Source organism: Rhodobacter capsulatus (genome assembly GCF_052363175.1).
Taxonomy (GTDB): Bacteria; Pseudomonadota; Alphaproteobacteria; order Rhodobacterales; family Rhodobacteraceae; genus Rhodobacter; species Rhodobacter capsulatus_D.
The window spans coordinates 1,637,618-1,663,143 of sequence record NZ_CP198946.1 but is presented as its reverse complement, the minus strand read 5'-3'; the positions used below and the strand labels follow the sequence as shown (position 1 = coordinate 1,663,143).

At 66.1% G+C, this 25,526-nt stretch carries 25 protein-coding genes and 1 tRNA gene; 8 read left to right on the top strand and 18 right to left on the bottom strand.

Going from position 1 to position 25,526, the window contains the following annotated elements; all coding sequences use genetic code 11:
* Positions 1–236: 236 nt before the first annotated feature.
* Positions 237–1,385, bottom strand: coding sequence for a deoxyguanosinetriphosphate triphosphohydrolase (locus ACTTAI_RS09185; protein WP_444455722.1), 1,149 nt, complete (start codon positions 1,383–1,385; stop codon positions 237–239).
* 73 nt (positions 1,386–1,458) lie between these two features.
* On the opposite strand from ACTTAI_RS09185, the gene ACTTAI_RS09180 reads away from it, so the two are divergent.
* Positions 1,459–1,788: a HesB/IscA family protein gene (locus ACTTAI_RS09180; protein WP_444455428.1), complete on the top strand. Its 330-nt coding sequence runs from the start codon at positions 1,459–1,461 to the stop codon at positions 1,786–1,788.
* 131 nt (positions 1,789–1,919) lie between these two features.
* On the opposite strand, the gene ACTTAI_RS09175 is transcribed toward ACTTAI_RS09180, so the two are convergent.
* The 3 genes from ACTTAI_RS09175 to ACTTAI_RS09165 all read right to left on the bottom strand — a co-directional run bounded on the left by ACTTAI_RS09175 (position 1,920) and on the right by ACTTAI_RS09165 (position 5,198).
* Positions 1,920–1,993: transfer RNA gene (locus ACTTAI_RS09175), tRNA-Gly, on the bottom strand.
* A gap of 46 nt (positions 1,994–2,039) precedes the next feature.
* Positions 2,040–4,067: an ASKHA domain-containing protein gene (locus ACTTAI_RS09170; RefSeq protein ID WP_444455427.1), complete on the bottom strand. Its 2,028-nt coding sequence runs from the start codon at positions 4,065–4,067 to the stop codon at positions 2,040–2,042.
* A gap of 288 nt (positions 4,068–4,355) precedes the next feature.
* Positions 4,356–5,198, bottom strand: coding sequence for an AAA family ATPase (locus ACTTAI_RS09165; protein ID WP_444455426.1), 843 nt, complete (start codon positions 5,196–5,198; stop codon positions 4,356–4,358).
* A gap of 196 nt (positions 5,199–5,394) precedes the next feature.
* On the opposite strand from ACTTAI_RS09165, the gene dksA reads away from it, so the two are divergent.
* Positions 5,395–5,817 carry an RNA polymerase-binding protein DksA gene (dksA, locus tag ACTTAI_RS09160; RefSeq protein ID WP_444455720.1) on the top strand — a complete coding sequence of 141 codons (423 nt, stop codon included), beginning with the start codon at positions 5,395–5,397 and terminating at the stop codon, positions 5,815–5,817.
* Between the two features lie 156 nt (positions 5,818–5,973).
* Positions 5,974–7,182: an FAD-dependent oxidoreductase gene (locus tag ACTTAI_RS09155; protein ID WP_444455425.1), complete on the top strand. Its 1,209-nt coding sequence runs from the start codon at positions 5,974–5,976 to the stop codon at positions 7,180–7,182.
* 3 nt (positions 7,183–7,185) lie between these two features.
* Here the strand turns inward: ACTTAI_RS09155 and xth are convergent, their stop codons facing one another.
* The 8 genes from xth to ACTTAI_RS09115 all read right to left on the bottom strand — a co-directional run bounded on the left by xth (position 7,186) and on the right by ACTTAI_RS09115 (position 13,062).
* Positions 7,186–7,965: an exodeoxyribonuclease III gene (gene xth, locus ACTTAI_RS09150; protein ID WP_444455424.1), complete on the bottom strand. Its 780-nt coding sequence runs from the start codon at positions 7,963–7,965 to the stop codon at positions 7,186–7,188.
* A gap of 275 nt (positions 7,966–8,240) precedes the next feature.
* Positions 8,241–9,905 (bottom strand): EAL domain-containing protein, encoded by a 1,665-nt coding sequence (locus ACTTAI_RS09145; protein WP_444455423.1) that lies wholly within the window; start codon positions 9,903–9,905, stop codon positions 8,241–8,243.
* A gap of 232 nt (positions 9,906–10,137) precedes the next feature.
* A complete protein-coding gene (locus tag ACTTAI_RS09140) occupies positions 10,138–11,058 on the bottom strand; it encodes a CehA/McbA family metallohydrolase (RefSeq protein WP_444455422.1) in 921 nt (306 codons plus the stop codon).
* Positions 11,059–11,235: 177 nt separating this feature from the next.
* Positions 11,236–11,502 (bottom strand): hypothetical protein, encoded by a 267-nt coding sequence (locus ACTTAI_RS09135; RefSeq protein WP_444455421.1) that lies wholly within the window; start codon positions 11,500–11,502, stop codon positions 11,236–11,238.
* 206 nt (positions 11,503–11,708) lie between these two features.
* Positions 11,709–12,056, bottom strand: coding sequence for a hypothetical protein (locus ACTTAI_RS09130; RefSeq protein WP_444455420.1), 348 nt, complete (start codon positions 12,054–12,056; stop codon positions 11,709–11,711).
* A gap of 196 nt (positions 12,057–12,252) precedes the next feature.
* Positions 12,253–12,576 (bottom strand): hypothetical protein, encoded by a 324-nt coding sequence (locus tag ACTTAI_RS09125; RefSeq protein WP_444455419.1) that lies wholly within the window; start codon positions 12,574–12,576, stop codon positions 12,253–12,255.
* A 49-nt stretch (positions 12,577–12,625) separates the two neighbouring features.
* Positions 12,626–12,817 (bottom strand): hypothetical protein, encoded by a 192-nt coding sequence (locus ACTTAI_RS09120; RefSeq protein ID WP_444455418.1) that lies wholly within the window; start codon positions 12,815–12,817, stop codon positions 12,626–12,628.
* Positions 12,814–13,062 carry a hypothetical protein gene (locus tag ACTTAI_RS09115; protein WP_444455417.1) on the bottom strand — a complete coding sequence of 83 codons (249 nt, stop codon included), beginning with the start codon at positions 13,060–13,062 and terminating at the stop codon, positions 12,814–12,816. The genes ACTTAI_RS09120 and ACTTAI_RS09115 overlap by 4 nt, the downstream gene beginning before the upstream one ends.
* A 289-nt stretch (positions 13,063–13,351) precedes the next feature.
* Between ACTTAI_RS09115 and ACTTAI_RS09110 the strand changes: the two genes are divergently transcribed.
* From ACTTAI_RS09110 to ACTTAI_RS09090, 5 genes are all read left to right on the top strand, one after another.
* Complete coding sequence (locus ACTTAI_RS09110; RefSeq protein WP_444455416.1) at positions 13,352–13,825, top strand: Lrp/AsnC family transcriptional regulator; 474 nt, start codon at positions 13,352–13,354, stop codon at positions 13,823–13,825.
* Between the two features lie 131 nt (positions 13,826–13,956).
* Complete coding sequence (locus ACTTAI_RS09105) at positions 13,957–14,505, top strand: RBBP9/YdeN family alpha/beta hydrolase (RefSeq protein WP_444455415.1); 549 nt, start codon at positions 13,957–13,959, stop codon at positions 14,503–14,505.
* A 232-nt stretch (positions 14,506–14,737) separates the two neighbouring features.
* Entirely contained in the window at positions 14,738–15,781 is a 1,044-nt protein-coding gene (locus ACTTAI_RS09100; protein WP_444455414.1) for an FAD/NAD(P)-binding protein, read from the top strand.
* A gap of 2 nt (positions 15,782–15,783) precedes the next feature.
* Positions 15,784–16,077, top strand: a complete 294-nt coding sequence (locus ACTTAI_RS09095; RefSeq protein WP_444455413.1) for a hypothetical protein — start codon at positions 15,784–15,786, stop codon at positions 16,075–16,077.
* A 250-nt stretch (positions 16,078–16,327) separates the two neighbouring features.
* Positions 16,328–16,876: a hypothetical protein gene (locus ACTTAI_RS09090; protein ID WP_444455412.1), complete on the top strand. Its 549-nt coding sequence runs from the start codon at positions 16,328–16,330 to the stop codon at positions 16,874–16,876.
* 64 nt (positions 16,877–16,940) lie between these two features.
* Here the strand turns inward: ACTTAI_RS09090 and ACTTAI_RS09085 are convergent, their stop codons facing one another.
* From ACTTAI_RS09085 to tauR, 6 genes are all read right to left on the bottom strand, one after another.
* Complete coding sequence (locus tag ACTTAI_RS09085; RefSeq protein ID WP_444455411.1) at positions 16,941–18,263, bottom strand: nitrogenase component 1; 1,323 nt, start codon at positions 18,261–18,263, stop codon at positions 16,941–16,943.
* The gene (locus ACTTAI_RS09080; protein ID WP_444455410.1) at positions 18,263–19,618 is read right to left on the bottom strand and encodes a nitrogenase component 1; all 1,356 of its coding nucleotides are present in this window, start codon (positions 19,616–19,618) and stop codon (positions 18,263–18,265) included. Before ACTTAI_RS09080 ends, ACTTAI_RS09085 begins: the two co-directional genes overlap by 1 nt.
* Before the next feature lies 1 nt (position 19,619).
* Positions 19,620–20,489, bottom strand: a complete 870-nt coding sequence (locus tag ACTTAI_RS09075; RefSeq protein WP_444455409.1) for a nucleotide-binding protein — start codon at positions 20,487–20,489, stop codon at positions 19,620–19,622.
* Positions 20,490–20,537: 48 nt separating this feature from the next.
* Positions 20,538–21,764 (bottom strand): radical SAM protein, encoded by a 1,227-nt coding sequence (locus tag ACTTAI_RS09070; protein WP_444455408.1) that lies wholly within the window; start codon positions 21,762–21,764, stop codon positions 20,538–20,540.
* Positions 21,765–22,193: 429 nt separating this feature from the next.
* A complete protein-coding gene (gene xsc, locus ACTTAI_RS09065; protein ID WP_444455407.1) occupies positions 22,194–23,957 on the bottom strand; it encodes a sulfoacetaldehyde acetyltransferase in 1,764 nt (587 codons plus the stop codon).
* 84 nt (positions 23,958–24,041) lie between these two features.
* Complete coding sequence (tauR, locus tag ACTTAI_RS09060) at positions 24,042–25,496, bottom strand: MocR-like taurine utilization transcriptional activator TauR (RefSeq protein WP_444455406.1); 1,455 nt, start codon at positions 25,494–25,496, stop codon at positions 24,042–24,044.
* Positions 25,497–25,526 lie beyond the last annotated feature (30 nt).

Below are 25,526 nucleotides of genomic sequence, written 5' to 3'. Positions count from 1 at the left end.
ACTCGGCCCAGAAAAAACAACCAAGGCGCAACTAAAGCGCTTTGGATTTACAGAGGAATGACAATGCTCCGCAATTGTTTCCAGAATATGATTGACAGAATTTCACAGCCGCGACGCCAAAACGCCCGCCCTCGGCGAAAATGCGCGAATCACTCGACACAGACGCAGCGAAGACCTGCAAAAGAAGGCGCAGAAAGACCCTGCGCCACGCAGGCGGGCGCGGGCTTACGCACCCCTTATTCCGCGCCGAAAAGCCGGTGGTATTCCTGAATGGCGAAGCGATCGGTCATGCCCGCCACGTAATCCAGCACCGTGCGCGCCAGTTCCGAATTCCCCTTCAGCCGCGCGCGGGCCACATCGGCCTGCCAATCCTCGGGCAAGAGTTCGGGGCGTTCGAGGAAGAGCGGGAACAGCGCATTGACCATCGCCGTCACCCGCTTGCGTTCGACCACCACCGTCGGCGCGCGATACATCCGGGTGAACAGGAAGCCCTTGATCGCCTTGATGTTCTGATAAAGCGGTTTCGAGAACCGGATGATCGGTCCCTGCATGGCGCGGATCTCGTCCACGTGCCGCGGGCGCAGGCTTTCCAGCCGGTTCTTCGCCACCGCGATCACGTCTTCGACCATGACGCCAAAGACCCGCCGCAGCGCCTCGTGGCGCCGCCGCATCGGATCAAGCCCCGGGTAAAGCTTGTCCACCGTCGCGAAACACTCGCCCAGCACCGGCAATTCACAAAGGTCGGCTTCAGTAAAGAGCCCCGCGCGCAGACCGTCGTGCAGGTCGTGGTGGTTGTAGGCGCAATCATCGGCCACCGCCGCGACCTGCGCCTCGGCGCTCGCATTCGTCGTCAGCTCAAGGTTCCACGCCGCATTCACCTCGGCCAGCGCATAGGACCAGGGCTGCTCCACCGGCCCATTATGCTTGGCGATGCCTTCGAGCGTTTCCCAAGTCAGATTGAGCCCGTCGAAATCGGCGTAATGACGTTCAAGCCGGGTGACGATCCGCAGCGCCTGCGCGTTGTGGTCAAAGCCGCCGTAAGGCTCCATCAACAGCGCCAAGGCATCCTCGCCGGTATGGCCGAAGGGCGGATGGCCCAGATCATGCGCCAGCGCCACCGCCTCGGCCAGATCGGTGTTCAGACCCAACGCCCCGGCGATCGTGCGCGCCACCTGCGCCACCTCGATCGTATGGGTCAGCCGGGTGCGGTAATAATCGCCCTCGTGTTCGACGAAGACCTGGGTCTTGTGCTTGAGCCGCCGGAACGCCGAGGAATGGATGATCCGGTCGCGGTCGCGCTGAAACGGCGTGCGAAAGGTGGAATAGCTTTCGGCATGCAGCCGACCGCGGCTGGCCTCGGGATTGCAGGCATAGGGCTGCAGCATCTTGAACCTCACCTTGTCGCAGGGCATGCCCCCTCCTATACTCTATAGGGAACAACAGAACAGGTCCAACCCGATGCTTTTGCCGCCGAAAGTCACCCCCCGCGCGTTCGAGCGTCTGGCGAAGCTGAACGCAAAGGAAGCCACGCCCAAAGCCTTGCGCGTTGCCGTCGAGGGCGGCGGCTGCTCGGGCTTTCAATATGATCTGAAGCTCGAGGCCGAGGCCGCGCCCGATGATCTGGTGATCGAGGGCGAAGGCCAGCGGGTGCTGATCGACCCGGTGAGCCTGCCCTTCCTGCAAGATGCGGTGATCGACTACACGCAAGAACTGATCGGCGCGCGGTTCGTGGTGAACAATCCGAATGCGACGGCAAGCTGCGGCTGCGGGATTTCCTTCTCGATGTAAGGCGGCTGCCCTGCCACTGCCGCCGATCTGACGGGCGGCGTGGCTTGGTGTGCCCGAGACACGTCGGGTCAGCCCTCCTGAAGGGCCGTGCGACTATGATAACGGGAAAAGCTTGACCCAAAGGGGTCAGATGGAGCGGGTGAAGGGAATCGAACCCTCGTCATCAGCTTGGGAAGCTGCGGCTCTACCATTGAGCTACACCCGCGTTGGGGGTGAGATAAGCGATGCCACCCCCGTCGTCAAGCGCCGATCTAGCCGCGCCGACGGCGTCGCCCGCCGCCATCGCCCGAGCCGCCCGCGTTGAAGTTGACCTCGGGCAGCGTGACAACCGCACTCAGTTCCGGGAACGGGTCGGTCGCATGCGGAATCGCATTGGCGGCGACGAAATGCTCCTGGAAGCGCGGCTCGATCGCGGTCTCGATCTTGATGATCCGCCGCACCTGCGCCTCGATCCCCCGCCGCGCCGCGACCGAGCAAAGCGCCATCCGCGCCCCGGTCCCCGCCGCGTTCCCGGCCGAGGTGACGGCCGCAAGCGGCACATCCGGGATCATCCCCAGAACCATCGCATGTTTCGGGCTGATATGCGCGCCAAAGGCCCCGGCCAGCACGACGCGGTCGACCTTGTCCACCCCCATCTCGTCCATGAGCAGCCGCGCCCCCGCGTAAAGCGCGGATTTCGCAAGCTGAATCGCCCGGATATCGCCCTGGGTCACGGTGATGCGCGGCCCGCCCTCGGCGCTGGCGTCATGGATCACATATTCATGCGTCCGCCCCATCGGCACGCAGCGCGCGGTGCCCACCTGCTCGGCCGAGCCGATCAGGCCCGAGGGATCGACGATCCCGGCAAGGCGCATCTCGGCCACCGCCTCGATGATGCCAGAGCCGCAGATGCCGGTGATCGTGGGCGTGCCGAAGTCCGGATCATCCGACCAATGCGCGTTGCCGATGATGCGGAAGCGCGGCTCCTTGGTCACCGGGTCGATCTCGATGCGCTCGATCGCGCCCGGCGCGGCGCGCTGGCCCGAGGAGATCTGCGCCCCCTCGAAGGCCGGACCGGTGGGCGAGGAACAGGCGAGAACCCGGGTGCTGTTGCCCAGAAGGATCTCGGCATTGGTGCCGACATCGACGATGAGCGACAGATCCTCGCGCGTTTCGGGTGCTTCCGACAGGGCAACGGCGGCGCAGTCTGCCCCCACATGGCCCGCGATCAGCGGCAGGAGATAGGCCCGCGCCCCAGCGGCGATCGGCGTCAGGCCGATTTCGGCAGCTGACAGGTTCAGCGCATGACCAGTCGCGAGCGCGAAGGGCGCCTGCCCCAGTTCGACCGGATCAAGACCCAGCAGCAGATGGTGCATCACCGGGTTGCAGACGATCACCGCCTCGACCACCGCGGCCTTGTCGATCTCGGCCTCCGTCGCCAGCGCCTCGGCCAGCGTGGCCAGTGCGCCGCGCACCGCCGAGGTCATCTCGGCCGCGCCGCCCGGGTTCATCATCGCGTAACTGACGCGGCTCATCAGATCTTCGCCAAAGCGGATCTGCGGGTTCATCAGCCCCGAGGAGGCGAGCACCCGACCATCGTCCAGCGCCACCAGATGCCCGGCGATGGTGGTCGAGCCAAGGTCGATCGCAAGGCCGTAAAGCGGTGCCTCGCGGTAGCCGGGAAAGAGCGCGACCAGACGCGGGGCGGTGCCGTCGCCCGCCTCCTGCACCGCGGCAGTGACTTGCCAGTTGCCCTTGCGCAGCACCGGCTGCAGGCGCGCCATCACCGCAAGATCGGCCTGCAGGCCCTTGATCTGCCATTGGCTTTCCAATGCGGCGGCGAGCCGCTCCAGATCACCCGAAGGCTCGTGCATCGAGGGCTCGGCCACTTCGACGTAAAGCGGGCGCGTCGCGGGATCCATCTCCATGACCCGCTCCGTCGCGGATTTCCGGATCACCTGCTTGTGCACCTGACTTTCGGCAGGCACGTCGATCACCACATCGCCCATGACACAGGCCTGACAGCCGAGACGCCTGCCCTCCTTCAACCCGCGGATGCGGTCGTAGCGTTCCTCGACGGCGTTGATCGGGCTCAGCGCATCCGCGCCGACGGTGACGCCATGCTTGGGAAACTCGCCATAACCGGGCGCGATCTGGCATTTCGAGCAGATCCCCCGCCCGCCGCAGACGGAATCAAGATCGACCCCCAGCGCGCGGGCCGCCGCCAGAACCGGCGTGCCCTTCGCCACCCGACCGCGTTTGCCCGAGGGCGTGAAAATCACCAGTGCATCGTCACTCATCGCGCGCTTCCCTTGTCCGCCCCCTGTTCTAGGGCAACCGGGCCCGAAGGCAAAGCCCGGGTGCGACAGCGGGTCGCAGCTTTGCGGCATGTGAAGACTGCAACCGTCGAAACAGGGGGGCTCTGCCCCCGTCCCTGCGGGACTCCCCCGAGATATTTGAGGCAAGGTAAAACAGATGGCGGGGCCTGCTCTTACCTTGCGCCAAATATCCCGGGGGTGAATTGGCCGCAGGCCAAGAGGGGGCAGCGCCCCCCTCCGGGTCGCCCGCGTCAGCGGGCGAAATGCGCCTCAGCGCGTCTGCCGCCGGGCCATGAAGGCGAGCCGCTCGAACAGATGCACATCCTGCTCGTTCTTCAACAGCGCCCCGTGCAGCTTCGGCAGAAGGTTCGCGGGATCGGCCTTCAGATCCTCGGGCGTCAGATCCTCGGCCAGAAGCAGCTTCAGCCAGTCGAGCACTTCCGAGGTCGAGGGCTTCTTCTTCAACCCCGGCGTCTCGCGAATCTCGTAAAACCGGGTCAGCGCGGCGGCCAGAAGTGCCTCCTTGATGCCCGGAAAATGCACTTTCACGATCGCCTTAAGTGTCTCGGCATCGGGGAAGCGGATGTAGTGGAAGAAACAGCGGCGCAAGAAGGCGTCGGGCAGTTCCTTTTCGTTGTTCGAGGTGATGATGACGATCGGACGGTGCGCGGCGCGGATCGTCTCGCCGGTCTCGTAGACATGGAACTCCATCCGGTCGAGTTCCTGCAGCAGGTCGTTCGGAAATTCGATGTCGGCCTTGTCGATCTCGTCGATCAGCAGCACGACTTTTCCCGGCGCCTCGAAGGCCTGCCAGAGCTTGCCCTTGCGGATGTAATTGCGGACCTCGTTCACCCGCGCATCGCCCAGCTGGCTGTCGCGCAGGCGGCTCACCGCGTCATATTCGTAAAGCCCCTGCTGCGCTTTCGTCGTCGATTTCACCGCCCATTCGAGCATCGGCAACCCGAGCGCCGCCGAGACCTGCCGCGCTAGTTCCGTCTTGCCGGTGCCCGGCTCGCCCTTCACCAGAAGCGGCCGTTCGAGCCGCACGGCGGCATTGACCGCCACGATCAGATCGGGCGGCGCGACATAATCCTTGGTCGAGGTGAACTGCACGGGCATCTCCTTGCGGGCTTGGTCGAAAGCCTAGCCGCGCCCCGAAATCGCCGCAAGCGTCGCGCGGCCCGGGCGCAGGAAAGATGCCGCAACCGCAAAGCGGGGGTGACAACCCATGCGGGTTAGGGTATGGGAGCGCCCAGCGGTGCCGGGGGGCAACCCCGACACGACCGAGGGCCCGACAGTGAGTGACGCGATGAAAGCCGAGACCTTCCTTCCCGACGATTACCGCCCGGCCGAGGACGAGCCTTTCATGAACGAAAGGCAGCTCGAATATTTCCGCCGCAAGTTGATGGCCTGGAAGTCGGAACTGCTCGAACAGTCGCTTGAGACGCTTGAGGGCCTCGCCGAATCGGCGCGCAACGTGCCCGATCTGGCCGACCGCGCCAGCGAGGAAACCGACCGCGCGCTTGAGCTGCGCACCCGCGACCGGCAACGCAAGCTGGTCTCGAAGATCGACGCGGCGCTGCGGCGGATCGAGAATGGCGAATACGGCTATTGCGAGATGACCGGCGAGCCGATCTCGCTCAAGCGGCTTGATGCCCGCCCGATCGCGACGATGACGCTGGAAGCACAGGAAAAACACGAGCGCCGCGAGCGCGTGCACCGCGACGACTGACGTCCGCGCCCACGGGGCCGCGGCGTCGGTTCAAGGGGGGTGCGACGCGACGCCCCACCTCAGGGGGTTTGATTCCGCGCAAGGACATGGGACACCGGCACCTGTAGGGGCCGGTGCTTTTATTTGGAAAGAGGTCTCCGGGTCGGACGGGGGCCGTTGGTCGGAAAGGGTCTGGTCGTGTTGATCGGTCGGCAGGTGACGGTGCTTGGTGCGGGAGTTGCGGGGCTCGCCGTGGCCCGGGCACTCGCGCTTCGGGGCGCGCAGGTGACGGTGCTCGAGCAATCCGATGCGATCCGCGAAGTCGGCGCGGGTCTGCAGATCTCGCCCAATGGCGCGCGGGTGCTGCATGCGCTTGGTCTGGGCGAGGCTTTGGCCAAGGCGGGTCCGCAGGCCGAGGCGATCGAGCTGCGCGAAGGCGAGACCGGCAAGCAGGTCACCCGGCTTGATCTGGCGAAACTGCGTCCGGGCGAGGAATACCGGCTGGTGCATCGCGCCCGGCTGATCGAGCTTCTGGCCGAGGGTGCGCGCGCGGCGGGCGTCGAGATCAAGCTGCAGCAGCGGGTGAGCGAGGTCACGCTCGGGATGCATCCGCCGCGGCTGAAGATGCTCAAGGGCGAGGAAATCGAGACCAGCCTGCTGATCGGCGCCGATGGCCTGCAATCGCGGGTGCGGCGCGCGCTGAATGGCGAGGGGCGGCCCTTCTTCACCCATCAGGTTGCCTGGCGCACGCTGATCCCCTGTGACGACAGCGAGCCGAAGGTGGCGCAGGTCTTCATGGGCAACGGGCGCCATCTGGTCAGCTATCCGATCGGGCGGGGCTTGCGCAACATCGTGGCCGTCGAAGAACGCCAGCGCTGGACGGCCGAGGGCTGGTTCCACCGCGACGATCCGATGAGCCTTCTGGCCGCCTTCGAAGACTTCTGCCCGCAGGTGCAGGACTGGCTGGAAGCGGTGAAGGAGCCCTGGCTCTGGGGTCTCTTCCGCCACCGCGTCGCCCGGGTCTGGCAGGGCCGCGGCGCGGCGATCCTCGGCGATGCCGCCCATCCGACGCTGCCCTTCATGGCGCAGGGTGCGGTGATGGCGCTCGAAGATGCCTGGGTGCTGGCGGCTTGCCTTGCCGAGGCCGAGACGGAGGCCGCGGGGCTGGCCGCCTATCAATCCGCGCGCCGGGCCCGCTGCGAGGCGATCGTCGAGGCGGCGAATGAGAACGCCCGCAATTATCACCTTTCGGGTCCGGCCCGCGTGATCGGCCATCTGGCGTTGCGCACGGCCTCGGCGATCGCGCCGGGCAAGATCCTTGGCCGGTTCGACTGGGTCTATGGCCACGACGTGACGGCTCCGCATCCGCAGGGGCCGCACAAGTAAGGCTCAGGCGTCCAGATCGATCCAGACCGGCACGTGATCCGAGGGCTTCTCGCCCGCGCGCACGTCCTTGTCGATGCCGGTATCGCGCAACAGATCCGCCGCCTGTGGCGACAAAAGCAAATGGTCGATGCGGATGCCGTTGTTCTTTTGCCAGGCGCCCGCCTGATAATCCCAGAACGAATACTGCCCCGGCCCAGACACGCGGGCGCGGAAGGCATCGGTCAGACCAAGGTTGACGATCCGCCGGAAGGCCGCGCGCGTTTCGGGCAAGGCGAGTGCATCCTCGCGCCACGCCTCGGGTTTGGCCGCATCTTCGTCTTGCGGGATCACGTTGTAATCGCCCGCGAAAACCAGAGGTTCCTCGGTTTTCAGCAGGGTTTCGACCCGCGCCTGCATCCGCGCCATCCAGGCCAGCTTGTAGTCGTATTTCGGCCCCGGTGCGGGGTTGCCATTCGGCAGGTAAAGCCCGCAGACCCGCACCGCGCGGGTGCCGATCACCGTCGCCTCGATCCAGCGGGCCTGTTCGTCGCTGTCGTCGCCGGGCAGACCGCGGGTGATATCCTCGACTGGCAGACGGGACAGGATCGCAACGCCGTTGAAGCTTTTCTGCCCGTGGGTGTGGACGCTGTAGCCGGTGCCGTCGAGCACCTCATGCGGAAAGGCTTCATCGGTGGATTTGATTTCCTGCAACAGCACGACATCGGGTTCGGCCACGCGCAGCCACGCGGGCAAGGCCTCGGCCCGGGCCTTGATGCCGTTGATGTTGAACGTGGCGATTTTCATGGGCGTCTCCCTTTGCAAGGGTTGTAGGGGGAAAGCCCCGCAAGGCGCAACCGGGTTGGAGAAGCGCGAAGCCCGGCCTCCGGCCCAGGCGGCGCTATGGGCACTCACAGAAGGCTTGTTCATAGCTTCAATTTTTGGGCAAGTTCGCCACTTTTTGCGACAGGAATGGATCGGCCTTGTCGAGCCCTTTCCGGTGGAATGTGCAAACGGCGCAACCGCATCGAGATCCTGTGCGGCCGTCTTGTTCTGGCTGTGAAACGCAATGAGTCGGGAGCCTAGCCGAGCGTGCCCGCAAGGGCCGGGTCGGATGCCTCGCCTCGAGTTTCCATCTGCAGGCTCGCCTTGTGCTCTCTGGCGAGCGATTTCAGCGTGGTCAGCCGCGTTGTCAGCTCAAGCGTCGTCTGCGGCCGGTATCCCGGCTCCAGCCGCAGCGCCGCAACGGTGCAGGACAAGAGCGGAAACCGGGTCAAGCTTCCGTCGCGCGTGCAGCCTTCGATGAACCCGGCCGCACGGTCTTCGGGGCTGTAAAGGCTTTCGGCAACATGGCCAAACCGTCCCCCGATCGTTTCGAGGATCCTGCCCAGAGGGCCGCAGGCCGCGCCTTCTGCTCCCAGAAAGAAATCATCGCCGCCGATATGGCCGACGAAGGCGGCGTGATCGCGTTCGAGCGATTTCAGGATCGAGGCCAGGATCAGGATGGCCCGATCCCCCATCTCGAACCCGTAGCGGTCGTTGAAGGGCTTGAAATGATCGATGTCGATATAGGCAACAAGTCGCGGCACGGCAGCATGCGTCAGACATTGCTCCAGAAACCCGGCAATGGCGCTGTTTCCGGGCAGGCGCGTCAGTGGATTTTGCGCGGCCACCTGCTGCAGCCGCACTTCATTTGCAAGCTTCAGCAAGGCGCCCGAGGACAGGTAGCCCTGATAGCACAACGATTTCGTGACGACGACGCCATCCTCGGCGCGATCGGCGATCAGATCAAGGCGCTGCGCGATCGGCGAGGTGCTTTCGAGCGTCGGGATCGGCCGAATGAAATCATTGATCGTCATCCCGATCGACCGGTTGCGCGCCAGATCCCGCCCGAAGGGAGAATGCAACAGTTGCTTCACGTCGCTTTCGCGGACCGCCCCGCGCGGCAGCCCGTCTGGCCCGAGCACCGGATAGACATTACGCCCCGGATGGCGCGTCAGCTGATCGAAGAAGACGGCAAGCAGCGTATCTTCCTGCAGGGTCGGCACGTCCTCGATGAACTTTTCGATCATCAGACTGTCGCCGGGGTCGACGGTCGCAGCACCGGCCTTGATGCGGTCGGCATAACCGGATTCCAGCTCGCTCGGATCCACCGCGGGACGCGCGATCAGATAGCCCTGAATGAGATCGCAATTGGCGTCGCGGCAACAGCTCAGCTCTTCGACCGTTTCGACGCCTTCGGCGATCACCCGGCTGCCCAGCGTATGCGCAAGATCCACGATCGAACCGACAAGCAGCCGCTTCTTCGCATCGCTCGGCATCGACTTGATGAAGAACTTGTCGATCTTGATGAAATCGGGTGCGGCCTGATAGAGCATCTGCATGCCCGAAACGCCGGTGCCGAAATCGTCGATGGCGATCTGGAACCCGGCGGCGCGCAGACCGTGCACCGCCTCTTCGAAGGCCAGCGGTTCCAGCGGCTGATGCGCTTCGGACAGCTCGATGCAAATGTCATGCGGCCCAAGGCCGAGCTGGTCGCAGCGCAGCTCCAGAAAGGTGCGCAAGGACCGCCAATGCTCCAGATTGCGCCCGTCGAGATTGAGAAACAGGGAACCGCTCTCGATCTCGCGCAGGCGCGCGCGGGCCGCCATGGCCTTGGCGACGACGCAGCAATCGACCTCGAACAACCGCTTGCGTTCAGCCGCCCCCCTCAAGCAGCGCGCCGGGGTTGGGAAAGCCCAGATCATCGAAGCCACGCATGAGCGCCTCATGCGCCACGACAGCCCCTGTGCCGGCCTCCACGATCGGTTGCAACGCAACGACCAGATGGTGCTCCACATCTTTGAGGAACTGCTCAGAGTCGAAATTGTGAAGCCAGATCGGCAGATCGTCCCCTCATCCCGCCTCTCGTTCCGCGCAAAATCTCATCCGCGATAGCCGTTCCGTCTTAACGAGCGGTGAACCCGGACGGGCTTCGGCCTAGCGCCAGAGCGGATTCGACCAGGCGCGACGACCTGCCGCATCGATGAGCGTCACCCGCAACCAGGGCGAGGCGGCAAGCCGGGCGTCCAGATCGACCCGCGCCCGCGTCATCGAGGCGCCGTGCCGCGCCACCGCGGTCGAGGCCTGACCCTGCACGATCACGCTGACGACGGCGCTGCTGTCGACCTCGATCGCGGCACCGTCAAAACGGATGGCGCGGAAATCCGGCCCCTGCGAGGCATAAAAATGCCCCGCCTTCAGCGCGGCCAGAAGCGCCTCGGGGGTGTTTTCGGGCGCCTTGACCATCACCCAGCCGCCAAAATGATCGGGTTCGGTGAAGTGGGCGTCGTCGGTGGCGATCAGGCTCAGCCTGCGCCCCTCGGTCAGCAGCAGATCGGCAATGACCGCGCCATCGCCGCGGTCGGCGCCGATGGCGCAGCCGTGATTGTAGATCTCGACCGCATGGGCGGCGGCAAGGCTGCGGGCATCCGCCAACGTCAGCCCCGACCAATGCGGATGGGCAATCGCGACGAAGGCCCCTGCCGCCACCGCCCGCGCGGCCAGGTCTGGCCCGGTTTCCTGCCCCGCGACCGGCTTGAAATCAGGACTCTGCGAGGGCGCGAAATCGGCGGGCAGGCCGACCGCCAGAATGTGCCACAGCTCGCCGTTTTCGAGCGCGCCGGAATGCAGCTCGGCACCAAGAAGCGTGGTGAAGCGGTTCGTGCGAAACGGCAGGGTATCGGTGATCGGATAGCCGTAACGCCCGATGAAATGATCAGTCAGCGCCAGAAAATCATACCCCTCGGCGGCATAGCGGCGACAGACCTCTTCCGGCGAGAGCGCCCCGTCGGAGCGGTCGGAATGGCTGTGCAGATTGCCCCGCCAGAACCGGCCGGGGACGGTGAAGGTGTCGATCATGGTCTTGCTCCTTCGATCTTGCGGCGCGCGTGCTGTTTCGGGATGGACCGGATCACGGCGCACCAGCAGGATAGCCCTGCCATGCCCCCATCGGCGAGGCCCGCCCCGCATCGGCGCGCGGATTTCGCGCGCAAGCCTGCGCGGAGGGCCAGCACAGCAGCGTTCAAAAGATCACCATCACCGAAACGACATCGGGCGTTCGCAGCGCCCGAAGACTTCCTTCTGGTGACGGCGCAGCAGTTCGACCATCTTTTGCGCTGAAATCCTGCCGTCGCGCTTGAGTTCGACGATGACACATTCGGTCTCGTCAAGCGCCGCGCTCTCTTCCTTGAGACGCACCAGCATGCCGACCGCATCCTCGCCAATGGCGCGTTCCATGTCGATCTTGGTCATCCGCGCGAACCGCGCAACAAGGGCCGCAACCGCGGGCCGTGGCTTCTTCATTTCCACCCCACAAAATGAACTGAACCGTTTTGCCTTCCCCTCACGAACCGTAAGGCGACGACCAACGTCCTGTCCACAATGAGGATTTTCGTTTTGCTGCGACACTTGGTCCAAACTCGGACCGCCCTTGGAACACGAAAGACACGTGCCGGTTTTTTCCTCAGGATGACCCCGGCTTGCAAAAGCGGCACGCGTTTTCTGAACGATCAGCCGCGATCAGCCGCCCGCTTCCTGCTGCGTTTGGCGGATTTCGGCGCTTCCGGCGTCGACTCGGGTTCTGCCGAAGTCTCCTCGGCTTCGTCAGGCGCAGCCGAGTCCCCCGGCACAGTCGCGATCACCGCAGTTTTCTTCGCCCTTTTGGAGGGCACGGCCGGGTCGCTTTCGGCCTCTGCGATCGCGGATTTCGCGGCAACGAAAGCACGCATGAAGCGGCGCACTTCACGCCCGGCAGTGGTGTCGAGCGCCTCGCACAGGGCAAGGAAGGCAGTCTTCTCGGCCTTCTCCACCCGGATCACCAGCTGGCTTTCCTTTTTCTTTTCCTTGCTCTTGCCCATCACGATCTCCTGAAAATGTAACGACAATGTAAGGACGCACACGCAAGGCGCAACGGAATTAGTGTAACGTTTTCATGACATTATGATGACAGGCGGGCACTGATGCCGCGTCGGCCCTCCCCGGACAAGCGTGCAGCATGCTCCCCTTTTCCCGAAAACCGCAGGCAAAACCTTCTGCGGCACATTCTTGTTGGTCTCAGACGGCGGCAAAAGACCGATAGCGCAGGCGCTGGCTGACCAGCGATTGCCATTGCCACCCGGTGCGCAGCGGCGGCAGGCAGTGGTTCGCCCATCGCGCATGCCCCCAGCCCCCCTGCCCCGGATCGGGCAGGACCAGAACCCGGCACGCCTGCGGGATTTGCCATTCCCGCGTCCAGACAAGATCCCAGCGCGGTCCGGCAAAGCGCACCCGCCAGCCCTCACGCGCCAGATCGGCGGCAAGACCGTTCAGCCCGGTCTCCACCAGCTCCCAATACCGCGGACGGCGCGTGCTCAACGTAAGAAGCAGACGCGACAGCATGACCTTCTCCTTTGCAACTCCTGGCCCCCAAAAGGCGCGGCAAACCCGATCACGCCGCGCCCGAGCCGGAAATCGAGCGCACCACAATCCGCCAGATCTGCGGATCGCGATGGCGCAGAAATTCCTGACGCGCCGTCTCGGGGTCATGGGTGATCTTGCGGAGCACGGAACCATTCACCCGATGCGGCTCCTCGGTCCGGGTGTCGATCATCGTGACCGCAAAAAGCGCCGAGGATCTCATGCGACCCCCCAGTAAAGCGCCCCGGACCCGATCAACAGGCCAAGTGAAATTGCCCCGACAACGGCAGGACCGAAGGGCACGCCACGGTCGGCGGCACGCGCAACGGGGCGGCTGCGATGCAGGATCACGGGCTCGGCCTCGACCTCACAGGCCTCCGCCCCCAGAAACGGTGCGGCAAACTGCATCTGCAACGGACGGCGCCCCCGCATCGGGGCGGTCACGGACATCGGCAGGACATAGGTCATGGCGTTTCCTTTCCTTGAGGACGGATCCGAAGACAATACTCTACTTATGAAGTCGTGTTTTCAAGGGAATATTCTCGTCCATGTTTATCGTGTTTTGAGGGAATTCTTCTCCGCAGCCCGAAAGCCCCCCCGGCCCGACGCGCGACACCCGCCGCGGCACACGCCACACAACAGGGGGAAACCGACCTTTCAGGCGACCCCGCGCAGAATCCATTCTATTGTCTATAATGGCGGTAGACATTTTGTTCTTTGCTGTCATTCTCGTCGCACAGACGGAAGGAAGACCCCGATGAGCCAGCTTGACCTGATCGACCGCAAGATCGTCGCGGAACTGATGCGCGACGCAACGCTGCCGGTGGCGCAGATCGCCGACCGGGTGGGCCTGTCGCAGACGCCGTGCTGGAAACGCATCCAGAAGCTCGAGGCCTCGGGCGTGATCGAAAAGCGCGTCGCACTCGCCAATCCGCAGGCGCTGGGGCTGGGGCTGACGGTCTTCGTGGCGATCGAGGCCCCCGATCACAGCCCGGACTGGCGCGAGACCTTTGCCACAGAAGTCGCAAAACTGCCCGAAATCATGGAGGTCTGGCGCATGGCGGGCGAGATGGATTACCTGCTGCGCGTCTCGGTCCCAGACATGGCGGCCTATGACCTGCTCTATCGCCGCCTCACCGATGCCGTGCCGATCCGCAACATCACCTCGCATTTCGCCATGGAGCGGCTCAGATTCTCTACCGCCTACCCGATCGACACCAAAAGCTGGTGAGCCAGGAACAACCTCCTGCACAAACACCACAAAAGGGCAGGATCTTCTCTTTCCTCGGGGGTCTTTGGAAGCCGCAATCACGACAGACGTGATAGATATTAGGGAACAACAACCCGACCGCAGAGGTTCCCATGATCAAGACGCTGCTCGTCCCGGGCCTTGACGGCTCCCCCGCGCCGCACTGGCAGGATTGGTGGGCCGCCACCGACCCGACTGCGCTCATGGTCGACCTGCCCTGCCCCGACCGGCCGATGCCCGATCTGTGGGAGGCGGAACTGGCGGGGATGGTGCTGCAACACCCGAATGCCGTGCTGGTGGGCCACAGTCTTGGAGCGGTGCTGGTCGCCCGGATGCTGGCGAAATGGCCGCAGATCGAGGTCCGGGCGGCGATGTTCGTGGCGCCCGCCGACACCCGCGGCGCCCGCCGGATCGGCCATTTCGGCGCGCCCTCACGCCGCCCCTTGCCGGTGCCGAGCATGCTCGTCGCCTCGCGCAATGATCCCTGGATGAGCTTTGCCCGTGCCGCGGAGCTGGCGGCAGCCTGGGGCTCGGATCTCGTCGATCTGGGCGCGGCCGGCCACATCAATGTCGCCGCCGGCTTCGGCCCCTGGCCCGCGGGCAAGGCGCTGCGCGACCGGCTGCTCAGCCGTCTGCCCCAAGCGGTGGAGAAAAGCGCATGAAACAACTGTTCTGGCGCCCGCCCACCCTGCGCGACTGGCTGGTGCTTGGCCTGCTTCTGGCAGGTTGGGCCAGCCTGATCGCCGCGATCTTCCTGAACTGACCCCGAAAGGAGACCGACATGCTCGATGGACGCCTCGACCCCGATCTGATCCGTCTTCTCGCCCCGCGCGCCGAGGACATCCGCCCGCTGCCGCGCTGGCTGGGCCGACTGCTGACCGGCTGGTGGCGGGGATGACCGCGCAACCGCCACTGCGGCGGCATGTGCTGGTCATCGGCGGCGGGGCTTCGGGCGTGCTGATGGCCTTCCATGTGCTGCGCGCCGCCTCCGAGACCCGTGTCACCCTGATCGAGCGCAGCCCGGGCATCGGCATCGGTCTGGCCTATGCGACCGAGGATCCGGACCATCTGCTGAACACGCGGGTGATCAACATGAGCGCCCTGCCCGAAGATCCCGAGCATTTCCTGCGCTGGCTCTGGCAGGCGAACCGGGCGGTTTCGGGCGCCTCCTTCGTGTCGCGCGCGACCTATGGGCGCTATCTGGAAAGCCTTCTTGCGCCTTGGGCCTCCGGGCCGCGGCTGCGGCTGGTGCAAGCCGAGGCGGTGCGGCTGACCGAAGCCCCGCCGGGCCGGGTGACGCTGACGCTGGACGATGGGCAAACGGTGATTGCTGATCACGCGATCTTGGCCACCGGGCACCCGCGCCCCGTCGCGGTGCGTGGGCTGCAGGCCGATGTGACGCAGGTGCCGCTTGATCCCGACCTGCCGGTGGCGATCCTCGGCACCGGGCTGAGCATGGTGGATCAGGTCACGACGCTGCTCAAATCCGGGCATCGCGGCACGATATTTGCCCTGTCGCGCCGGGGGCTGCTGCCACGCGTGCACGGCCCGGGAACGCCTCTTGCCACCTCGCTCGGCGAGGTGCCGCTCGGCGCTCCGGCCTCGGTTCTGCTGCACTGGTTGCGCCGTCAGGTGCGCCGCGCCGAGATCGCGGGCGGCACAGCTGGCGCGATGCGATCGACGGGCTGCGTCCGCATATTCAGGGGATCTGGAGCGCCCTGCCCGGCCCCGAGCGCGCCCGCGCCCTGCGCCACGCCGCCGCCTGGTGGGAGGTGCATCGCCACCGCATGCCGCCCGAAACCGCCAGCCACATCACCACCGCGCAGGAAAGCGGTCAGCTGCGGTTGCTGCGCGGCGCCTTCGATCGGGTCGAGCCGCACAAGCGCGGCGTCTGGCTGCATTACCGCCCCTATCGGCAAACCGGCATCGCCGTGTTGAATGTGGCCGCCGTCATCGACTGCCGCGGCGTGCGGCGCGATCCGGAAATCGGCGCGGGTCCGCTGCTGCGGAACTTGCTGGACGACGGGCTGGCGCAGATCGACCCGCTCCGGCTTGGCCTTGTCACCGACCGCAGCGGCCGCATCGTCAACCGCGCGGGCGACACGAGCCAGGTTCTGCAGGCGATCGGCCCCGCCGCCCGCGCCGCCTTGTGGGAGATCACCGCCATTCCCGACATCCGGACCCAGACCGCCCGGATCGCCGCCGAACTGGCGCAAACCCCTGCCAACCGCTGAGACGGACGGGCCAGCACCACAGCGCCCCCGCGCCGCCCGCCGTCCGGTTCCCGCCGCCCCGATCCCTCCGGGGCGGCGGTTTCATTTGCCCCGATTCGAGGCCGGGAAATCCCCTTCTCCAAAAGCCGCGCAAAAGGGAATTTCCTGCCCGCCAACAGCCCCAAAAAACACGCCTTACTTTATCGTCTTTTTTGCAAAGCTCTGCCACTCTGGACTTACACAGGCTTCGACAGTTCAGGAAAGGTACGCCATGTCCCGTCAGGAAATCCTGCCCCCACAGCTCCATCTTCCCGATCTGCATGGCGAGGCCGCGACCTCGGCCCTGCCGGCGCTGTCGAAACTGGAGCGTCGCACGGTGCTTGCCTTCGTCGAACGGCTGCTGATCGCCGAGGGCCAGCCTGCCCCCTTCTTCACCCTGCTGCGCCAGACCGATGCCGCGCTCGCCGCCCTGATCGGCGCTGAGGCCGCAGCGGCGGCCCGGCCCGGGCCCTATGGCCGCTTCCCCCCCGGCCCGCTGCGCGCCGAGGATCTGGACGGCCCGCCCTGGCGCATCCCGCCTGCCCTCTGTGCGCGGGTGGGCGAGCGGCTCTCGGTGGCGCTTGAATTCGCCTATCTGCTGGTGATGCACCCGGGTGATCTGCGCCGCGAAAGCCTTCTGGCGCTGACCACCGGCGGCTGGAGCCCTGAGGGGATCGGCGAGCTGGCCGAGCAGATCGGCGCCGTCGCCAGCCAGACCCGGACGCTGGCAGAGCTGCACAGCGCCGCCAAAACCGCCCCGGGCCGGACCCGGCTGCATTGAGAAATCACGAAACACCCCCCTTCCCAGTCAGGAAGGGGGGTGTTTTGACATTTCTGCGGCGGGATTACTCGGCCACCTGTGCGAAGGAAACGGCGGGCGCAGCGGCCCGGATCAACGGCACAGGCGCCACCTGCGGCACCGGCTCGAGCGCCGCGAGAAGCGCCGCAAAGACCCGCTCTGCCCCGCCGCGCCCGCTCAGACCGCCGCCCAGAACCTCGAGCCCCGAAGCCGCGCCCAGATCGACCGCAGCAATCCCGCGCGCCGCCGCGATCGCCGCCGCAGCCGAGCCGCCAAGCACGAGATCGGCCCCGCTTTCGGACAAAAGCCGCGCCAACTCCGCCCCGTCCCCAGCCAGTGTCACGCCTGCTTCGGCCAAGGCCGCGCGGTGCCCCTCTGGCGGGGTGTCGGTCAGGATCACCTTCACCTGCCACCCCAGTGTCCCGACCAGAAACCGTGCCAAAGACCCGGCGCGCAGGCTGCCATCGGCCACCACGACCCGACGCGGCGAAAGCGCCGCCAGCCGCTCCAGCACCGCATCGAAACGCCAACCCTGCTGCGCCCGTTCGCGCGCCAAAGTGGCCTCGGCCGTGGCGTCCAGCGGATGGCCGAGACGGTCGGAGAGCCTCCGCACCAGAGCCTCCGCCGCCTCGGCCCCAACCGGCAGCCCGTCCGCCACGAGCACCGGAATTCCGTGTTTCGCTGCCAGCACCTCGGCAGGCGCCGCGCCCCAGGGCGAGAGCACAAGGCTCAGCGCCGCCCCCGCCGTCGCGTCGAGCGCGGCCAGCCCCCCTTCGGGGCCGAAGATCGGATTGGCCGCAAGGCCGACCCCCTCAAGAAGCCGCATCAGGGTCTCAAATTCGGACAACCAACCCGGATCCAGCCCCGGGGCGATGCCGAAAAGGTTGACCAGGGGCCGGTCGGCGCGGGTCGGCACGGGCGCGACATGGGCCAGAAGACCCGCCAGCAGCCGCGCGTAGCCTTCATGCGCGGGGCCGTGAAACCCTGCCGTCTGCACCGCCACGACGCGCTCGCCCTGCCCGGTCAGCTCCTTCACCATTGCGCCCACATCATCGCCGATCATCTCGGCAGGGCAGCCGGTCAACACGACGAGCGCGCCCCCCTCGATCACCGCAAGGGCGTTCTTCATCTCTTCGCGCAGCCGCGAGGTGCCGCCAAAGACCACATGCTTGTCGGCCATGTTGGTCGAGGCGATCCGCGGCAAGCCGGGCGGCGCACCGTAACGCCCACCCCCGGCGGCAAGCCCCGCACGCAGGGCGCAGCCGGGGGTGGAATGCACAACGGGCGTGAGCCCCGGGATCGCCGCCGCCGCATGAATTGCGCCGTGCAAAGCGCAGCCGCCAAAGGGAAAAAGTGTCGGGTGGCTCATCAGCGCACCTCCTGTTTGATATGCCAGTCGGGGCTGCGTTTCAGCCAGCCCGGGGTGTAGCCCGGCCGCGCGTTTTGCGCAGCGCTGCGGGCGAGCGCCAGCCGGGCAAAGGCGCTGTCGACGGCCGCGGTCACCGCCTCGGCCGCGCCCGCGCCAATCAGCCGCGCGGGGTCAAGCACGGCGGCGGGCAGACCCTGCCGCAGCGCCCCCGCCACGGCATCGCTGGCGCCAAGCAGCAGATCCAGCGCGTTGCGACGCAGGAACCCCGTCCGTTCAAAGCCCTGCCCCTCGCCCACATGAATCTGCAGATCGGGCCAGCGCTCGGCCAGACTGGCCAACGCAGCGGCATGGCTGCGGTCAAGATGCGGCACCGACAGCGCCGCCACGTCGCCGCCCAGATCGCCGATCAGCTCCGCGGTCGCGAGCCCCCAGGAGGTCGGCAGGGCCAGGGCGATGCGCCGCCCCGCAAGCGGTTTCGACACACTGCGCGGCGGCGCAGGCGGGGCCGCGGCGCCGCCAAGCGCCGCCACCCGGCGCAAGACCGCCGTCGTCGCTTGCGCGCCCAAGGGCAGCGCCACATCAAGCCGGGTGACGCCGAACCGGGTTTCCAGCCCCTCGGCAAAGAGATCGAGCAGATCGGGCGCCAGAACCAGGCTCGCCTCGGCCCGGCCCGCGCGCGCGATATCGGCGACGCTCGCCCCCGCGGGCAGGATGTTGACCTGCCAGCCCAGCCCCTCGATCTGCCGTGCCAGTGCCGCAAGCTCGGGACCACGGGTGCTCGTGAGCAGGTTCAGAAGCCCCGGCTCGCGCTCGGTTTCCTCGGCATCGACCAGCTGCAACAGCGCATCCGCCGCCGCATCGCCGCCGGTCGCGGGCACGGCCGAGCGAAACCCCTCGGTGCGGACCCAGACCACCGGCTTGTCCAACTCAAGACCAAGCGTCGCCACCGTGGCCCGGATATCATCGGAATTGATCGCAATGACCGGACTGCCCAGCACGGCTATGGCCGTCACGGCATAAGCGGCATCAAGCGCCCGCACCGTCTCGGCCAGCACCTCGCCCGAGCCAAGCACGGTGTCGCGCTGGTCAAGATCGGTCACCGCAAGGGGGGCCACGCCGGGGGCGCGGACGGCACAACCGCGCGGCCCGTGCACGACAAGGCCAAGATCCGGGATTTCCGACAAGATCGCCAGCGCGGTGCGCAGATCATCGGGCGCGGCCTCGGAAAAGGTGCGGATGCGGCGCGGCGGGATCCCTGCGGCGAATTCGGCGGCCAGATCGGCAGCGCGGCCGAGATAGGCCTGCGTCGCGTCAAGCCGCGTCTCGCGCGGTTCCAGTCTGGGACGACGGGCCATGTTACGCGCTCCGCGCCGCGGCGCGTTCGGCGCCAAAGATCCGGTCGCCCCAGTCCCGCGCCCAGTCCTTCAGATCGGGGCCGTTGAGGGGTTTGGGCAGGCGGGTTTCGAGATCCCCCGTCACCCGGCGCGCAAGTTTGCGGTAAACCTCGGCCTGCTCGGAATAGGGCGCGGCCTCGATCACGGTTTGCCCATACAGCTCGGCCTGCGCCACCTCGACCGAGCGCGGCACATAGCCCACGACCTCGGTGCCGGTGCGATGGGCGAAATCGTCGATCAGTGGCTTCGCATGATCGAGCTGCAATGAGTTGGCGATGATGCCGCCGAGCCGCGCGCCGCCCGAGGGCGCATATTTGTCGATCGCCTTGAAGAGGTTGTTGGCGGCAAAGATCGCCATGAAATCGGAACTGGTCACAACGAAAGCACGATCAGCAATGCCGTCACGGATCGGCACGGCGAAACCGCCGCAAACGACATCGCCCAGCACATCATAAAGCACATAGTCGGGGGCGAAGGTTTCGAAGACGCGCAACTCTTCGAGCAGATCGACCGCGGCCGAGATGCCGCGCCCGGCGCAGCCCACCCCCGGCACCGGCCCGCCCGCTTCGATGCACAAAACCCCGCCGAAGCCAAGCGCCGAGATATCTTCGAGCTTTGGTTTGCGGGCGCGGTCGCGCAGGCTGTCAAGCACGGTGGGCAGTTCCGCGCCGCCGCGCAGGATCGTGGTCGAGTCGGATTTCGGGTCGCAGCCCACCTGAATGACGCGGTGGCCCGCTTCGGCCAAAGCGGCCGCGATGTTCGAGGTGGTGGTGGATTTGCCAATGCCACCCTTGCCGTAAATGGCGATGTGGCGGGGATGTTCAAGGCTCACGGTCTAGTCCTTTCGGGTGCGGAAAGGGGGGCGGTGCCGCCCCCGAACTCATTCGGCGGCGACGGCGGCGCCCTTGAAGATCGGCAGCGTTTCCGCCTCGATCCGCCAGATGTCGTGCTGCAGGCTCGTCACATCGGCGTTCGAGTCGTAAAGGTTCGCCCAGGTGAACCCGGCCTTTTGCCAGATCGCCGCGATCTTGTGGCCAAGGTCGAGATACCACTCGGGTTCCGGTGCGCGGTGGCCCTCAAGGTCCGAGCCGGGGTTCGGGCACCAGATCGAGGCCGTGCCCACCGCGCCTTTGTCGGCCAGATACTGGATGCCAGCGAGAAGGCTTTTCTTCGGTTCGATGCCGCCGACGAAATTCGAGCGCACATTGCCATGTCCGAAGACGCCGACCGAATATTCGATCGCCTTCAGCCAGTGATCCCAACCGCCCGAATCCCGGGCCTTGCCGGGGCAGATGGCGTTGTAGATGCCCTTGTCCCAGAATTCGAGGTTGAGCCCGACGGTGCGGTAGCCCGCTTCCTTGAAGCGGTCGAGATTGCGCAGATCGATCGGCGCGGCGACGACGGCGGTGCCGTTGAAATCCTCGACGCCCGCATATTTGCGCAATGCATCCGCGACATCGAGGTAATATTCCAACTCGCGCCGCTCGGGGATCACCCCGCCGGTGATGTTGACATGATCGACCAGCCCCGCGCGATGCGCCTCGGCATAGGTTTCGCCGATCTGCTTCGCGGTTTTCCAGAAGATCCCGGTCTTTTCGCCGTAGGTGTCCTTGGTGAAATTGATGTTGCAAAACAGGCAGTCCTCGCCCTTCGCCTTGTAGGAGCACTCATTCGAATAGGCGACGAAGAACTGCCGTTCGGACCCCAGCGTGGCGATGGTGGACATCGCCACCCCGTCTGAGGTTTTCTTGCCGTAGAAGGCGGGCCGGTCGGGGAAGAACGCCTCGGCCAGTTGATGGCCATCGCGCACGACAACGGTGCGGGTGCCGTCAAGCTCGATCCGGTCGCGGGCCTCGGGATTGTAGCGGAACGGCACGACAAGGCCGTGATCAAGGCGGAAGTAACTGGGTTGCTCGTCCTCATGGACGACGAAATCCATCTCGAAGAGCGTGTGGACCTGCTCTTGCGTCTTGATCCCCGGCGCGATGTGGGCGAGCGCCTCGGGGCTGATCGAGACACCATCGGTGTTGAGCCGCGCCTTCAGCGCGAGTTCGGCCCAGAGCCGATCCTTGAGGCCAGGCTGGCGGGGGATCACGGGAGCATTCATCGGGTCATCCTTGGAAAAGCGGTTGCAACAAGATGCGCGAATCCGACGGCCGGTTGGCCGTGTGCGCGGGAGGAGTCGGTCTGCAGGGTCAGGCGGGCGCCGATACACGGCTAATTCCGTCGTCATTTAGATGCCACGGAACCCGGCCCGATTCCATTCCAAGTTGCCCGCCCCTCGGGGAAGGATCGCCCTGCGCGAAACCCGTTGCAGAGGATGGTTTTTCCGGCGGCGGCACGGAGCCACCCGGCGGGCCGCATCGACGGCGCCGCGCAAAGGTGTTTGCATCAGGGCGCCGACACAAGATCGCCCGCCGAACAGTCCTGCGTTCGCGGCGGGCGATCCCAGCGTGATGAGGATTTGAAACGGGGTTTGCTCAGCCCCGATCACGGGCCAAGCTGAAGCCCGGGACCGGCGCCCCGGTCAGACCGGCTACACCCGCATATCGGCCGGATCGATGCCCGCCACGACAACCGGCTTCGTCATCGCATCGCGGCGGAACGGCTCGCCCAGTTCCTGATTGATCATCGCCTCGATCAGCACCGTCTTGCCCGCCTTCTGGGCGTCAAGCGCTTCTCGCAACGCCGCGCTCAGCTCCTCCATCGTGCGTGCCACGACGCCCTGCAAACCGCAGGCGCGGGCAATACCGGCATAGCTGACCTGCACATCCAGCTCGGTACCGACGAAATTGTCGTCATACCAGAGCGTGGAATTGCGCTTTTCGGCGCCCCATTGATAGTTGCGGAACACCACCATGGTGATCGCAGGCCATTCGGCGCGGCCGATGGCCGTCAATTCGGTGACCGAAATCCCGAAGGCGCCATCGCCCGCAAAGCCGACGACCGGGGTCTCGGGGCAGGCGATCTTGGCACCGACAATCGCGGGCAGACCATAGCCGCAGGGACCAAACAGCCCCGGCGCCAGATATTTCCGCCCCGCTGCAAAGCTTGGATAGGCGTTGCCGATGGCGCAGTTGTTGCCGATGTCCGAGGAGATGATCGCGTCGCGCGGAAGGGCTGCCGTGATCGCCCGCCAGGCCATGCGCGGGCTCATCCACTCGGGCTTCGCGGCGCGGGCGCGCTCGTTCCAGCTGGTGCCCGGGTCGTCGTCCTCATGATCCATCGAGGCGAGTTCCTGCGCCCAGCGGCTTTTCGTCGTGGCGATCAGCGCCTGCCGCTCGGCCCGGTCGGCCTCGCCCGCCTCGGGTGCGAGCCGCGCCAGAATGCCCCGCGCCACCGCCCCGGCATCCGCCGCGATGCCAAGCGTGATCGGCCGCGTCAGGCCGATCCGGTCGGGGTTCATGTCCACCTGAAGGATCGCGGCGGTTTTCGGCCAATAGTCGATGCCATAGCCCGGCAGGGTCGAGAACGGGTTGAGCCGCGTGCCCAGACACAGCACCACATCGGCCTTTGCAATCAACTGCATGGCCGCTTTCGAGCCATTGTAACCCAAAGGCCCGGCAAAAAGCGGATGGGCGCCCGGAAAGGCGTCATTGTGCTGATAGCCGACGCAGACCGGAGCGGCGAGACGCTCGGCCAGCGCCACCGTGTCGGGGATTGCCCCCGCCAGCACCACCCCCGCCCCGTTCAGGATCACCGGAAACCGTGCGCCCGACAGCAGCGCCGCCGCCTGATCCAGCGCCTCGGGATCGGGCGCGGGGGGCGGCAGATCGATGGCCTGCGGCAGGTCGATGTCGATGATCTTCGTGAACAGATCCCGCGGCACGTTGATCTGCGCGGGGGCGGAGGCCCGACGCGCCTTGCGGATCACGCGGTCCAGCACCTCGGCGATGCGAGAAGGATCGCGCACCTCCTCCTGCCAGCAGACCATGTCGCGAAACAGCGCCATCTGCTCGACTTCCTGAAAGCCACCCTGCCCGATTGTCCGGTTCGCGGCCTGCGGCGTCACCACCAGCATCGGCGTATGGTTCCAGTAGGCGGTCTTCACGGCGGTGACGAAATTCGTCACCCCGGGGCCGTTTTGCGCGATGATCATCGCCATCCGCCCCGAGGCACGAGTGAAGCCGTCGGCCATCATGCCGCCCGAGCCCTCATGCGCGCAGTCGAAAAAGCGGATGCCTGCACGGGGAAAGAGATCCGAGATCGGCATGAAGGCAGAGCCGATGATGCCGAAGGCCGTATCGATCCCGTGGCGCTGCAAGACTTTAACGAAGGCTTCTTCCGTGGTCATCCGCATCGGTCGCTCCTGTGCTTTTCGGCCAATCAACCGCGGAGCGGTGCGAAATCTTAGGTCCAGAGCGCAGCTTCGGATGAGGCCAGATCAGCGCATCGCCCGGGCGATTCGGGCGATGCCTTCGGGGATCGCGCCGGGGCCGATCGAGGAATAGGCGAGGCGATAGAAATTGCACCGTTCGCGGGCCGGGTCAAAGAACACCCTTCCGGGTTCAATCAGCACCCCCTCGGCGCGCAGGCCCAGCGCCAACGCCTCGGTGTCGACCCGCCCGGGCGCCCGCATCCAGAATGACGAGCCGCCGAAACCACCCTGCCCCGCAACCTCCAAACCATTGTCATAAATCGCTTTTGTCATCACCTCGCGACGGTTGCGGAACGCCGCCTTCATCCGCGCCACCAGCGCATCGTAATGGCCAAGCGACAGGAAAAGCGCCAGCGTGCGTTGCAGCTGCCCCGGCGGATGGCGCAACACGGTGGCGCGCAGGGCCCGCACCGCGGCAACGAAGGGCGCGGGGGCAACCAGATAGCCCAGCCTCAGCCCCGGAAACAGAGATTTCGAAAACGAGCCCACATGGACAACGCGGCCGCCCGCATCGAGTGATTTCAGCGACGGCGCGGCCGACTGCAGGAAGGACATTTCGAATTCGTAGTCGTCTTCGAGGATCAGGAAATCCCCCGCTTCCGCCGCTGCCAGCAATTCAAGGCGCCGTTCAAGCGGCAAGGTCGCATTGGTCGGGCAATGATGGCTCGCGGTGGTGACGACCAGTTTTGGCCGCGCAGGCAAACGCTCGGGCGGCAGGCCGTGATCATCGACATCGACCGAAACCACCTCGGCCCCGGTCGTGCCCAGCACCGCGCGGGTGCCCGGATAGCCGGGGTTCTCCATCACCGCGCGCTCGCCCGGCCCCAGCAGCACCTGCGCCGCCAGCCAGAGCCCGTTCTGCGCGCCCATGGTGATCAGCACCTCGGAGGGCACGGCAGCAATGCCGCGACGGGGCAGGATATGGCGCAGGATATATTCGACGAGCATCGGATCGTCTTCGTCGTAGCAATCCGCCGAGAGCCGATGAAACTCTCTCCGGCCAAGGGCTTGCAGCGCGCAGGCCCGCCAGTTCTGATGGTCGAACAGCTCGGGATCCGCCTGCCCGTAGATGAAGGGATAGCGATAGACCGACCAGTCGCGCGGCCGGTCGGGGCGCGGCAACCCCTGGGCGCGGGGATGCAGAAGCCGCGCCCAATCGGCGCTTGGACCGTCTTGGGGCAAGGCCTGCGTGCGGCGCGCATCGGGAGCCGCGGACGAGACAAAAGTGCCCGACCGCCCGCGCGCCAGCAGGTAATCCGAGGCCACAAGATCGGCATAGGCGAGGGTCACGGTGATCCGCGCCACGCCCAGATGCGCGGCAAGCGCTCGTGTCGAGGGCATCCGGTCGCCCGGCCGGAACCGGCCAGACAGGATGCCTTCGGTCACCATCTGGCGCAGGCGGTGTTGCAGCGATCCCTGCCCGCCCGGCGCCAGAAAGAAGCTTTCGACCGGAATGGCCATCGGTGCCCCGCGGTTACACTGGACCTATGA

What these genes read in the sequence shown, in the direction of transcription:
- xth (WP_444455424.1), bottom strand. Translation starts at nt 7,965, where the DNA reads ATGAAAATCGCCACGTTCAACATCAACGGCATCAAGGCCCGGGCCGAG.
- ACTTAI_RS09085 (WP_444455411.1), bottom strand. Translation starts at nt 18,263, where the DNA reads ATGAGCCACCCGACACTTTTTCCCTTTGGCGGCTGCGCTTTGCACGGC.
- xsc (WP_444455407.1), bottom strand. Translation starts at nt 23,957, where the DNA reads ATGCGGATGACCACGGAAGAAGCCTTCGTTAAAGTCTTGCAGCGCCAC.
- ACTTAI_RS09135 (WP_444455421.1), bottom strand. Translation starts at nt 11,502, where the DNA reads ATGAAGAAGCCACGGCCCGCGGTTGCGGCCCTTGTTGCGCGGTTCGCG.
- ACTTAI_RS09110 (WP_444455416.1), top strand. Translation starts at nt 13,352, where the DNA reads ATGAGCCAGCTTGACCTGATCGACCGCAAGATCGTCGCGGAACTGATG.
- ACTTAI_RS09120 (WP_444455418.1), bottom strand. Translation starts at nt 12,817, where the DNA reads ATGAGATCCTCGGCGCTTTTTGCGGTCACGATGATCGACACCCGGACC.
- ACTTAI_RS09080 (WP_444455410.1), bottom strand. Translation starts at nt 19,618, where the DNA reads ATGGCCCGTCGTCCCAGACTGGAACCGCGCGAGACGCGGCTTGACGCG.
- ACTTAI_RS09145 (WP_444455423.1), bottom strand. Translation starts at nt 9,905, where the DNA reads ATGATCTGGGCTTTCCCAACCCCGGCGCGCTGCTTGAGGGGGGCGGCT.
- ACTTAI_RS09130 (WP_444455420.1), bottom strand. Translation starts at nt 12,056, where the DNA reads ATGGGCAAGAGCAAGGAAAAGAAAAAGGAAAGCCAGCTGGTGATCCGG.
- dksA (WP_444455720.1), top strand. Translation starts at nt 5,395, where the DNA reads ATGAAAGCCGAGACCTTCCTTCCCGACGATTACCGCCCGGCCGAGGAC.
- ACTTAI_RS09105 (WP_444455415.1), top strand. Translation starts at nt 13,957, where the DNA reads ATGATCAAGACGCTGCTCGTCCCGGGCCTTGACGGCTCCCCCGCGCCG.
- ACTTAI_RS09140 (WP_444455422.1), bottom strand. Translation starts at nt 11,058, where the DNA reads ATGATCGACACCTTCACCGTCCCCGGCCGGTTCTGGCGGGGCAATCTG.
- ACTTAI_RS09170 (WP_444455427.1), bottom strand. Translation starts at nt 4,067, where the DNA reads ATGAGTGACGATGCACTGGTGATTTTCACGCCCTCGGGCAAACGCGGT.
- ACTTAI_RS09115 (WP_444455417.1), bottom strand. Translation starts at nt 13,062, where the DNA reads ATGACCTATGTCCTGCCGATGTCCGTGACCGCCCCGATGCGGGGGCGC.
- ACTTAI_RS09180 (WP_444455428.1), top strand. Translation starts at nt 1,459, where the DNA reads ATGCTTTTGCCGCCGAAAGTCACCCCCCGCGCGTTCGAGCGTCTGGCG.
- tauR (WP_444455406.1), bottom strand. Translation starts at nt 25,496, where the DNA reads ATGGCCATTCCGGTCGAAAGCTTCTTTCTGGCGCCGGGCGGGCAGGGA.
- ACTTAI_RS09100 (WP_444455414.1), top strand. Translation starts at nt 14,738, where the DNA reads ATGACCGCGCAACCGCCACTGCGGCGGCATGTGCTGGTCATCGGCGGC.
- ACTTAI_RS09070 (WP_444455408.1), bottom strand. Translation starts at nt 21,764, where the DNA reads ATGAATGCTCCCGTGATCCCCCGCCAGCCTGGCCTCAAGGATCGGCTC.
- ACTTAI_RS09125 (WP_444455419.1), bottom strand. Translation starts at nt 12,576, where the DNA reads ATGCTGTCGCGTCTGCTTCTTACGTTGAGCACGCGCCGTCCGCGGTAT.
- ACTTAI_RS09185 (WP_444455722.1), bottom strand. Translation starts at nt 1,385, where the DNA reads ATGCTGCAGCCCTATGCCTGCAATCCCGAGGCCAGCCGCGGTCGGCTG.
- ACTTAI_RS09090 (WP_444455412.1), top strand. Translation starts at nt 16,328, where the DNA reads ATGTCCCGTCAGGAAATCCTGCCCCCACAGCTCCATCTTCCCGATCTG.